The following is a 10,925-nucleotide window of genomic DNA, read 5'->3' as shown; positions in this document are numbered from 1 at the left end:
CCCTTGGGGATCAAATCAGCACGACGCTGGAGTTGATTTTCCACTTGCGCCCAAGCAGCTTGTACTTTGGAGTTACTATTTTGAATGGAGTTGTAAGTCCAGCCAGTCCAAACAGCAAATGCTGCTACTATACCTGCGCCAGTCATCAAGAGTTTTTGACGAAATTTGGCTGACTGTTTTTCTGCTGCTTGTTTTTCCTGTTCTCGTTTTTTAACATCTTGAATTGCTTGCTGAATAAACTCCACAGGGATATCAACTTCCTGACCTGCGGCTACTAACTCAGCAGAGGAATAACCTTGGCTATGATTGGCATAATAGCGGGAAGCTAACTCCAGTACCTCTGGCGCAATTTCTTCGGGAATTCTTTGTTCTGGATTGTTCATATTTACCAACTCCCACCAGCACCACCGCCGCCGCTACTACCACCACCGTAATCACCACCGCTACTACCGCCACCGCTATAACTACTCCAGCTACCACCACCGCTATAACTACTCCAGCTACTACCGCCACCACCACCACGGCTTGAGGGCGGTAAAGGGGGAATTCTTTCCTCTCTTTCTTGGTGATAATTACAACAATGGCATTTATCAATAATCTGTTTGATTCCCGAAAATCGCTGCGTCGGTTTTTTAATAGTTTTCTCCGTGTGAATTATAGTAAATTCTTGACAATCGTGGCATTTTGGAAATCGAGATGAATTAGGGTCAAAACCAATTAAATTAAATCCCTTACCAGTTGGTACTTGCTCGCAATGGAGACATTTCCAACCCTCAAATTTGACACTCTTAATTTTTTGTGCTGTTTTTTGCTCTTTACTGAGATATGGTTCAATGATGCTTGCGTCTACTTTTGTCATTGGCTGTTCACAATCAGCACATAAAAATTTGTAATTTCTCTGCAATAATCTATAATCTCCTTGTTTTTTAGGTTCAGTTGCTTCTTTTTTGAGAAAAATTTCCACAGAGCGTTTCTGGCGTTTCAGCAGAAAAATAACACTTCCTACTGCCAATATCCCACCCCCTACTACTCCAGCGAATACTCCCCATCTGGAGTTATTAGCCGTAACTTCTGTGGTGAATAGAGTAGCGGCTTGAGCAGGATCAGATCCTAAAACTAATACCAGCGCCTTGGTTCCCGCCAGTGTCCCACTTGCAAAATCACCTTTTTTAAATTCTGGGATAATTTGGCTACTGATAATGTTGCCGACTTTGGCATCAGGTAAAATGGCTTCGATACCATAACCAGTTTCAATTTCTACCCGGCGATCACCTACTGATATCAAAAATAATACGCCATTGTCCTGTCCTTTCTTCCCGATTCCCCAAGAATTAAACAATTCTGTAGCAAAGCTTTTTGGTGATGCAGCAGGACTAGTTGTTGGTACAGTTACCACTGCCATTTCTTTACCTGTTTTTGTCTCCAATTCAGAAATCATCTGATTGATTTGGGCTTCTGTTTTATCGTTGAGGATATCTGCCATATCAGTTACCCAGCCACCAGAATCTTTGCGGGGATTGGGGACTTCTTGTATGGTTATAGCCCAACCCGAAACAGGAAAAAGTAAAATGACAGGTAAAAAAACACTCGCCCAAAAAATACGTTTTGGTTTGAGTAGATGAGATTTCATGACTTGCACCTCTAGCCCAAATGCTGAGGAAAATTATTTATATCTGACTACACAATTACAAAGACTCTTTCCAGATTTCTTTATTTCATTTAAATGATTTAAACGATAAAGATATAAAATCCTGTTCATTCTCAAATTCTGTAAATCCTGATTTCGACAGTCATGTAAAAACAAAAATACCCCCCATTTCTGGAGGGTATCTTTTATTTAACTAAGCTTATTAAACCCAGTTTAATATTAACCGTTGATAGCAGGAGCGGTCATAGCAACAGGAGCAACATCACCAGCAGCTAAGTCTAAGGGGAAGTTGTGAGCGTTGCGCTCGTGCATTACTTCCATACCCAAGTTAGCGCGGTTGATTACGTCAGCCCATGTACCAATCACACGACCTTGAGAATCAATGATTGATTGGTTGAAGTTGAAACCGTTCAAGTTGAAAGCCATTGTGCTGACACCTAAAGCGGTGAACCAGATTCCCACTACTGGCCATGCAGCCAAGAAGAAGTGAAGTGAACGGCTGTTGTTGAAGGAAGCGTATTGGAAAATCAAGCGACCGAAGTAACCGTGTGCTGCAACGATGTTGTAGGTTTCTTCTTCTTGACCGAATTTGTAACCGTAGTTTTGAGATTCGGTTTCGGTTGTTTCCCGAACCAAGGAAGAAGTAACGAGTGAACCGTGCATTGCAGAGAACAAGGAACCACCGAATACACCAGCTACACCTAACATATGGAAGGGGTGCATCAAGATGTTGTGTTCAGCTTGGAACACAATCATGAAGTTGAATGTACCGGAGATACCCAAAGGCATACCATCGGAGAATGAACCTTGACCGATTGGGTAGATCAAGAATACTGCGGTAGCTGCTGCTAAAGGTGCAGAGAAAGCTACGCAAATCCAAGGACGCATACCTAAGCGGTAAGAAAGTTCCCATTCACGACCCAGGTAGCAAGCTACACCGATTAAGAAGTGGAAAATTACCAATTGGTAAGGACCACCGTTGTACAACCACTCATCTAAGGAAGCTGCTTCCCAGATTGGGTAGAAGTGCAAGCCGATAGCGTTAGAGGAAGGAACAACTGCACCAGAGATGATGTTGTTTCCGTAGATTAAAGAACCTGCAACTGGCTCACGGATACCGTCGATGTCAACGGGAGGCGCAGCGATGAAAGCGATGATGAAGCAGGTGGTAGCAGCTAACAGGGTAGGAATCATCAAGACTCCGAACCAACCGATGTAAATACGGTTTTCGGTGCTGGTGATCCATTCGCAGAAGCGATCCCAGACGTTAGCGGTTGAACGCTGTTGAATGGCTGTGGTCATGTGTTTATAATTGCGTTTGAGTTATGTATGTTTTGGTAGGTGTTTCTACCTCATGAATTTATATTAGGTCTATTGTTTCAATTTGTAAAGGGGTTTTCGTAATATTTTTTAATATTTTTCTCATGGCATAAAAAAACCTAGATATAGTAAGGGTTTCAGCCTTTATCTTTTTGTAAACATATTTCTGGTTTATTCCAAATGCTCTCATTTAACCAAAAAATCGTTACTTACAGCCCTGCATATACTCTTGTTCCAACTTATGAATGTTTTAATAGATGTAGTTATTGTAATTTCCGTGTTGAACCTGGTTCACATCCTTGGATGACGTTAGCTGAAGCTGAGAATATTTTATTACCTTTAAAAAATCAAAATGTCTGTGAAATACTCATCCTTAGCGGTGAAGTTCATCCTCTATCATCTAGACGTGAGGCTTGGTTTCAGCTTATTTATGATTTATCTGCCTTGGCTTTATCAATGGAATTTTTACCCCATACCAACGCCGGACCACTGAGTTTTGCGGAAATGCAAAAGCTGAAAAATGTCAATGTTTCGATGGGGTTAATGGTGGAACAGTTGACACCCAAGTTGTTAAATACTGTTCATCGTCATGCACCGAGTAAATTACCTCAAGTGCGTTTACAACAGTTGGAATGGGCGGGAGAGTTACAAATTCCCTTTACAACTGGGTTACTTTTGGGAATAGGAGAAACTGAAAATGATTGGTGGGAGACTTTAGCAGCTATTTCTGATTTGCATCAACGCTATCAACATATACAAGAAGTAATTTTGCAACCCCACAGTCCGGGAAGTCAGCAAACCTTTGATGCAGAAGCTTTTAATCCTTATCAACTACCGCAAGTCATAGCTAAAGCACGGGAAATTTTACCCGCAGATATTACAATTCAAATTCCGCCTAATTTAGTTAAAGATGACAATTGGTTACTTGCTTGTTTAGATGCAGGTGCGCGAGATTTGGGGGGAATAGGTCCTAAAGATGAAGTTAACCCTGATTATCCTCATTTACAGGAACAGAGATTAAGGGATATTTTACAACCTGCGGGATGGGAGTTAGTAGCGCGTTTGCCTGTCTATCCTCAATTTTATCGGTGGTTGACTGGAGATTTGGCGGTAGCCGTGAACACATTTAGATTTACCTAATTTTTACCAAAGATAGTGGATACATCTTCTACTTGCTTGATCACTTCCAGTTCTATTGGTGGCTCAGAGATCATGAATGGTTCTATTGGTTCAGGGATAGAAACTTGGATATCAGTACCATTAATAATAGCTCCTAACAGTCCTAATTCAGCTTCCACTAATTGATTAATAGCTTCACTGAGCATATTTTCTTGTGTATAGTTGGGTCGTGCTACTAGCACTATCCCATCACTATAGGGTTGGATTAATAAAGGATCGTTGGAAATGCTGAGAGGATTGGTATCTAAAATTACTAAATCATATCGTTCACGAGCATCACCTATCAAGCGGCGCATTTCACCAGATTCGATGATAGCAGCAGATTGACGTACAGGACCTGCACTAGGAAGAATATATAAATTTTCCACGTCGGGAACTAAGCGGATACATTCACTTAAAGTTGAGTAATAACGCAATGGTTCAATAGTGGCATAGGAATCAGGCGCAACTTTCAGAGATGAAGCGTGAGAGGGCGATCGCAAATCTAATTCAATAATTAAAGTCCTTTTACCAGCCAGTGCGGAAGCTATGCCCAAGTTATAAGCACTCACTGTTTTACCCTCTTGGCTACTGACGCTAGTAATCAATATCACCTTAACGTCATTGCCACCAATTCGGCGTAAATTACTGCGGAACTTTTCATAAAACTCTAAATAGGGAGAATCTGGTGAAAATAGCACGGGTAAAGCGTCTAGTTCCAAATCATCCACTGGCATCAAAGGCAATTCTCCCAGCAGTAAAACATCCATTTGCTTGAGGCTTTCGCGGATATCTTCCTGGGTTTTGAAAGTTCCTTCCAGTGAACCCAACAAAAATATGACACCGCCACCAATAGCTACACCCAAGAAACTACCAATAGCTAAAGTCAGAGGTACACTCTTGGGTTTGGTAGCTATAGGAGTTGGTATTGGTGGTTTAGCAATACTGAGACTACCAACTGTTTCCGCTTCAGCTGCTTTTGCATCTATTAGTTTCGCTTGCATTTGATCATATATAGCTTTTTTGAGTCCTAAAGCTTGTTCTAAACGCGATCGCTCTAATTGCTTATTAGGTATGAGAGAATATTCTCGACGTAATTGCTCCTCTTGTTGAATTTGCTGTTTTAGTTGTTGTTCTAGGGTTTCTCGTTGAGTTTGCAAACCCACCATTTGATTAGCTAATGCTTGTCTTGTGGGATCTAAGCTACTTTGGGTACGAATACCTGTCACATTACCCCGTAAAGGAGCCGCCATTCCAGCCCCACCTAAAACCTCCGCAGCACGTTGTTGTAACAATTCTTCAGATGCTTGTTTCTGACGTTGTAATTGAATCATGGTGGGGTGTTCAGGCCGTAAGTCTTTTTTCAAAACGGCAATTTGTGACTCTACTTGATAGATTTGCGATCGCAAATTACCAATAATAGGATCAGCACTCAAAGCCGAAGACACATAAGCCTGACCCACAGTTAAACCCAACTTATCTTCTAAAGAACGAAGTTGAGCATCAATCCCAGAGATAGTTAGTTTAATTGCTCTTTGCTGATCTTGACTACTACTAATTCCACCAAGTAAACTACCATTTTCTGCCGCTAAAATTGCTGGTTTTTCCCGACGATCATATAGTTCTAATTTATTTTCGGCGGCTTGAAGTTCTCGATTAACTTGTGGTAAGAGATCGTTAATTTTTTTAATAATAGCCTTTAATCGCCCAGTATTAATATCACTGCTCAACTTAAGCATGACTTTCATTAATTCCCCTAATACTTCTCTGCCTCTATTAGGGTCACTATCTTGATAGTAAACTAGTATAAATGGACTGTCTACGTTTCCAGACTTGTCTTTAGTTGGCATTTTAATTTTTACATTTTTGGCAATAGTTGTTGGTTTTACTTTTACTTTTTCTGCTACCTCAGTAATCACTTGATCTGATAGTAAAACTTGTTGTGTTAGTTCTTTACCCTGTTGTAGAATTTCACTAGCTGTTTTCGAGAAAGCAATCGGTGGTCCACTGTAAGTTAAAGCAGCTTCTATTAAGTAATTTGCTTTTGGTTCTGGTTGTATAGCGACTACTGTTGTACCAGCTACTACTAAGCCAAAACTAGCTATTCCAATCCATTTATATTTTTCAAAAGCAATAAGATATTTTTTAACAATTGGTGGTGTCATATCAGTTCTCAGTTATTAGTCAGTAGCAAAATGCAAGAGATAAAAGTTGATTAATTTTACATAGTTCCCAATTCTCAAGTCCCTTTGTTAATTTGACCCCCCACCAAATAGACCATTTCCAAAGCTTTCAAAAAAGCGGATAAATGATTGCACATTAAAGAATGGTTGGGTAATAGTATTAAATAAATTAGTAAGTTTACCAACAAGGTTTCTACCAACAACAATCACATCATTATCTTGAAGTGCCACATTTTGAGAAGCATCACCAGCCAGTGCTTTTTTAGCATCAAGTCTTTGAGTAACAGCTTTACCTTGTTCAGGGTCAAAGCGAACCAAAGCAATATCCCGAAGATTAGCAGTATTGAGAGGAACATTACCCAATACATCTAGAAATGTACTACCATTGGGAAGCGATTGAGTACCCATTCCTCCTGCTGCATAATTTAAAACACGGACTTTAATTTGAGGTACAGCTAAAGTTGAACGTGCCACCAATTTGCGATCGTAACCATCATCTGTACCTGGTTCACGACGGTTAACAATAATTGCATCACCATCTTGTAAACGTAAGTTAGGTGGTGAACCTCCATTTTGCAAGGCTGCATATAAGTTAATATTTTGTGAAATTATAGAACCATCAGTTAACTGACGACGTATTTGCACTTTTCTCAGGTCTGCGGTCAAAGTTGAACCACCAGCCAAGGGTAAAATATCAGTAATTCGAGGCATTGCTGAACCAGAGGCATAAATTCCTGGACGAAATACTTCCCCAGTAATAGTTATTTGCACTGGCCGCATCTGTGCCAAAGATACTATCACCGGATCACTAGTAAGACGACTTAAAGCCAAACTAATTTTTTCTTGAACCTCTTCGACACTCAAGCCCTTGACAGCAAGCTTTCCTATTTGCGGAATAATGATATTACCGTCTTGGTTCACTGGCGCTTGAAAACTCAAATCAGGACGTTGCCCAGTCAGTGATAAATATATGATTGGATCAATAACATAACGATCTAAGCCAGCGCGGATTTTTGCCTGTGCTTCTTGCAAATTCAAGCCTTGTAAGGATATGACTCCCAATAGTGGTACGACAATATTACCTTCTGGATTAATAGCAGCTTGAAAACTTAAGTCTGGAAACCTCTGAACTGTAACACCAATAGAATCTCCAATTCCTAAGCGATATAACCCTGGAGGACGCTGCACAATAACGCTAATTGCATCTCCTGTATCCAACAGATAGCGACTGAATTGCGGTGAAATTTCTTCATTTTCTTCATTTTCTTCATTTGTACTGGGCGATGTTACATCAGGATTGATCGGAGGTATAGGAAATTCTACTGGTGATGCTTCTAACGATTCTACAGATTGCGCCACCACAGATTGCACAGATGTTATTATACCAACACCAAACTGGAGAGTAACAACAAAGAAGGCGCTAAGAACACGGTGATGATAACTGGGTACTATAGACATCAGTGTTATATGGTTAAATAAAATACCTTACAAAATTATTGCCATCAATGCAGCTTGTACTTTTTCACCCAGAGACTCAAGTTTAGTCCAGGATGTTTCCACTTGTCCAAAAGGTTCTATAGGTATCAAAATACTCACAGCTACCCAAGGAACACGCTTTTTTTGCCATTGTGCCAATTGGTCTGCTATAAACCAATGGAAAGGTGAGGAAGTACCACCATTTGCCATAGCGTACCATTGTAAAACAGCAAAAGTTTTTTGTTGTGTCGTAGCTCGAAAAAATCTAGCTTTGACTGTTGTGTTTGTATGGGAATCTTGGCTGGATGGTTGTTTAACAGTAAATTCCGCAGCCCGATATTGAGCCATATCCCACTTTCCCCAGTTTAATTTGCCCCAGCCGCTCACATCTACCCACTCTATCTCTGGTTGATCTTTAGGTCCATTTTGCGGAAATAACAAAAGTATGCCTTCAGCATCTGAGTCTTTTTGCTGGAGTATTTGCAACGACCATTTATGTTGACCAACTGCTGCTTCTGACTGTTGAATAGTTTGCCATCCAGGAATACTTAATCCCACTTTGTGGATATTTTTCAATTCCTTGAGTTTAGTCACTGGTGGTGGTTGCTGCCACTGCCACTTTCCTGTGAGATATCCAGGAACTGCCCCCACTGCTAACAGTAATAGCAGTAATATCAGCACTGCTATCTGACTCCATTGTTGTTTTTTGAAAAAATTGGATAAAGATATCATACTATCTCCGTCTAAACACTGGATTTTCCGACTCTAGCACTTTTGTTTATACTACTTCTTGTTCCTCTTCTTGCTGAATTACTTCTGTTTCTGAGAAATAACTATTCATCCAATTTAGTAAAGGTATAAGTGATAACAGCATACAAGCAGAATATAAATCCCCACCCCAACTGTCATGTAGCCATTGAAAAGCCCCTTCTTGACCAGTACCGTGGAAGAAGGTTAATAAAGTGTTGCGAATGATATTGGCAATGACACTGATAACCATAGAAATAGATAAAAAACTAAAAGTTATCCGTCGTGAAGATAAAGAATCTGTCCAATACAGCAGCATCAAGCTGACATAAAGGGTAGTAAATAACATTTTCAACCCTGCACAATAGGGTGCTACTTCTACTATTCTTCCTCCTACGTATAGGTTGATTCCATCTAATACCACATTCATGCCAAACTGATTGAGGATAAAGGCTACTGTACTAGCAATAAAGCTCTGGAGCGGGAATGTATAGGGAGATATCAAATAAGGTAATGCTGTTGGTGTAGCGAAAAATACTAGTATGAGAGGAAATCCTTGTAATTTGCAGCCTGGTAAACCTTTGAACCATAAGCATAGTCCGGCGAGGATCACAGGTAAGGAAAGATTTACCCATTCGGCTACACCACTGAGATAAAAAATTACTCCTATTATTAATAAGCCAATACTCAGAGGATGGGTTGTATTGGGTAGGCGCTGCCACTGTTTCCGGTTTATCCAAGCCAGATAACCAGCAAAGGGTAGACCAATCATACCGTGACTAAAATATTCATGTTCTATACTGATAGTTTTGTGTAACCAACCATCTGTCCAATGCAGTAATAAAGGAACATAAAGCAGGAGTAAAGTTCCTAAAATGCCTAAATTTAACAATTGGGCTGTGTTCTGGGTTTTAATTTGTTGCTGGAGTGTCATAGGTTTAACTCAAAATTAAATCAGGAATAAAGGATAATCAGGATTAATCTTTAAAAACTGAGCATTGAACATCGAGAAACTTGTAATTAATATCAGTTTTCTCAAACTACAAACTTGAAGTAATAGCATTAACAACTTCTTTGATTTGATTATTGTTCAAGCCAGGGTACATGGGTAAGGATAATATTTGTTGAGATAGTTTTTCTGATTGGGGAAAGTCTCCTTGTTGATAACCTAAATAACTGAATGCGGGTTGAAGATGGCAGGGAATTGGGTAATGAATGCCAGTTTGAATTCCTACTGCGTTCAATTTTTCTTGTAATTTTTGACGTTCTAGGGGGCAAGATTCATCAATTTTAACCACATAAAGATGATATATGTGTCCTGTACCGCTTTGGTTTTCGATAGGAATAATACCAGCAGAGGCTAAGGGTGCTAGTTCTCTATCATACCTCTGAGCAATGGCTAGGCGATCGCTATTCCACTGAGATAAATAAGGTAATTTTTGCTGTAATATTGCTGCTTGTAAGGTATCTAAGCGGCTATTAGTCCCCGGTTCAATATGCACATACTTTTGAGATGAGCCATAATTTCGCAAACGCCGCATTTTGGCCGCTACCTCTGAATCTCGTGTTAGCACCATTCCTCCATCCCCAAAAGCCCCTAAATTCTTACTGGGATAAAAACTAAAGGCTGCGGCTATACCTACCGAACCTGCCTTATATCCTTCCCGTTCTGCCAGGTGTGCTTGGGCTGCATCCTCAAAAATTAAGACTTTATAAGTATTAGCAAAGTCTAATAATTGGCTTGGAGATACCATTTGCCCATAGAGATGTACGGGAATAATGGCTTTGGTTTGGGGAGTAATGGCTGCTTCTGCTGCTTGCAAGTCAATTAAGGCTGTTTGGGGGTTACAATCAACTAAGATTGGTTTAGCTCCAGCACTGACTACACCAATCAGTGTGGCTACAAAGGTATTAGCTGGTAAAATGACTTCATCACCAGCACCGATGTTACAAGCTTGCAGTCCGAGAGAGATCGCATCAGTTCCAGATGCAACACCAATCCCGTATTCTGTACGTGATGCTGCGGCAAATTCTGCCTCAAAATTGGCTAAAGCTTGTCCTAAAATAAAATCCCCTTTGGTCAAGACATCTGCAATTGCCTGTTGTAATTGAGATTTTATGGGTTGATGTTGTAAATTCAGGTCTACAAAAGGAACTTTAATATTCATCTGATTTTTCACCTGATAGGATCACAAATTTAGTAGCACTATCATATCTCACAATATGTAATACAGTGTCATTTGATATATGGTTTTTTAAATTAAAGTTATCAAGAAAGCACAATTTTGATGAATTTAAATTATTATCAAAACAATAAATGATCATGGAAATTAAACTCAATAGTTTAATATATAAAAACCTTTCCCAAAATAAAAAACGGTGAATATAGGGAT

General features: G+C 39.9%; 9 protein-coding genes and 1 pseudogene. 1 reads left to right on the top strand and 9 read right to left on the bottom strand.

What is annotated here, in order from left to right; genetic code table 11:
* The 3 genes and pseudogenes from VB694_RS11275 to psbA form a co-directional block, all read right to left on the bottom strand.
* A pseudogene (locus VB694_RS11275) lies at window positions 1-383 on the bottom strand (LemA family protein); the annotation flags it as partial.
* 2 nt (window positions 384-385) lie between these two features.
* The gene (locus VB694_RS11270) at window positions 386-1,630 is read right to left on the bottom strand and encodes a TPM domain-containing protein (RefSeq protein WP_323360403.1); all 1,245 of its coding nucleotides are present in this window, start codon (window positions 1,628-1,630) and stop codon (window positions 386-388) included.
* Window positions 1,631-1,867: 237 nt separating this feature from the next.
* The gene (gene psbA / locus VB694_RS11265; RefSeq protein ID WP_323360402.1) at window positions 1,868-2,950 is read right to left on the bottom strand and encodes a photosystem II q(b) protein; all 1,083 of its coding nucleotides are present in this window, start codon (window positions 2,948-2,950) and stop codon (window positions 1,868-1,870) included.
* Between the two features lie 198 nt (window positions 2,951-3,148).
* On the opposite strand from psbA, the gene cofG reads away from it, so the two are divergent.
* Entirely contained in the window at window positions 3,149-4,108 is a 960-nt protein-coding gene (cofG, locus tag VB694_RS11260) for a 7,8-didemethyl-8-hydroxy-5-deazariboflavin synthase subunit CofG (protein ID WP_323360401.1), read from the top strand.
* Here the strand turns inward: cofG and VB694_RS11255 are convergent.
* From VB694_RS11255 to VB694_RS11230, 6 genes are all read right to left on the bottom strand, one after another.
* A complete protein-coding gene (locus tag VB694_RS11255; protein ID WP_323360400.1) occupies window positions 4,105-6,291 on the bottom strand; it encodes a polysaccharide biosynthesis tyrosine autokinase in 2,187 nt (728 codons plus the stop codon). The two genes, cofG and VB694_RS11255, sit on opposite strands and share 4 nt — an antisense overlap.
* 87 nt (window positions 6,292-6,378) lie before the next feature.
* Window positions 6,379-7,767 carry a polysaccharide biosynthesis/export family protein gene (locus VB694_RS11250; protein ID WP_323360399.1) on the bottom strand — a complete coding sequence of 463 codons (1,389 nt, stop codon included), beginning with the start codon at window positions 7,765-7,767 and terminating at the stop codon, window positions 6,379-6,381.
* A gap of 27 nt (window positions 7,768-7,794) precedes the next feature.
* Window positions 7,795-8,517, bottom strand: coding sequence for a cyanoexosortase B system-associated protein (locus VB694_RS11245; protein WP_323360398.1), 723 nt, complete (start codon window positions 8,515-8,517; stop codon window positions 7,795-7,797).
* Between the two features lie 46 nt (window positions 8,518-8,563).
* Entirely contained in the window at window positions 8,564-9,466 is a 903-nt protein-coding gene (gene crtB / locus VB694_RS11240; protein WP_323360397.1) for a cyanoexosortase B, read from the bottom strand.
* Window positions 9,467-9,572: 106 nt separating this feature from the next.
* Window positions 9,573-10,700 (bottom strand): DegT/DnrJ/EryC1/StrS aminotransferase family protein, encoded by a 1,128-nt coding sequence (locus VB694_RS11235; protein WP_323360396.1) that lies wholly within the window; start codon window positions 10,698-10,700, stop codon window positions 9,573-9,575.
* Window positions 10,690-10,925 (bottom strand): hypothetical protein (locus VB694_RS11230; RefSeq protein ID WP_323360395.1); only part of this gene is annotated, 236 nt, incomplete at its 5' end. The genes VB694_RS11230 and VB694_RS11235, both read right to left, overlap by 11 nt.

The sequence above is a fragment of the Anabaena sp. UHCC 0451 genome, assembly GCF_034931405.1.
Lineage (GTDB): Bacteria > Cyanobacteriota > Cyanobacteriia > Cyanobacteriales > Nostocaceae > RDYJ01.
Note: the sequence above shows the minus strand (reverse complement) of the source record. Positions and strands in the feature narration are given on the sequence as shown.

Coding starts and splice junctions, on each gene's coding strand:
- VB694_RS11250 (WP_323360399.1), bottom strand. CDS start 7,767: ATGTCTATAGTACCCAGTTATCATCACCGTGTTCTTAGCGCCTTCTTT.
- VB694_RS11235 (WP_323360396.1), bottom strand. CDS start 10,700: ATGAATATTAAAGTTCCTTTTGTAGACCTGAATTTACAACATCAACCC.
- VB694_RS11245 (WP_323360398.1), bottom strand. CDS start 8,517: ATGATATCTTTATCCAATTTTTTCAAAAAACAACAATGGAGTCAGATA.
- crtB (WP_323360397.1), bottom strand. CDS start 9,466: ATGACACTCCAGCAACAAATTAAAACCCAGAACACAGCCCAATTGTTA.
- VB694_RS11255 (WP_323360400.1), bottom strand. CDS start 6,291: ATGACACCACCAATTGTTAAAAAATATCTTATTGCTTTTGAAAAATAT.
- cofG (WP_323360401.1), top strand. CDS start 3,149: ATGCTCTCATTTAACCAAAAAATCGTTACTTACAGCCCTGCATATACT.
- psbA (WP_323360402.1), bottom strand. CDS start 2,950: ATGACCACAGCCATTCAACAGCGTTCAACCGCTAACGTCTGGGATCGC.
- VB694_RS11270 (WP_323360403.1), bottom strand. CDS start 1,630: ATGAAATCTCATCTACTCAAACCAAAACGTATTTTTTGGGCGAGTGTT.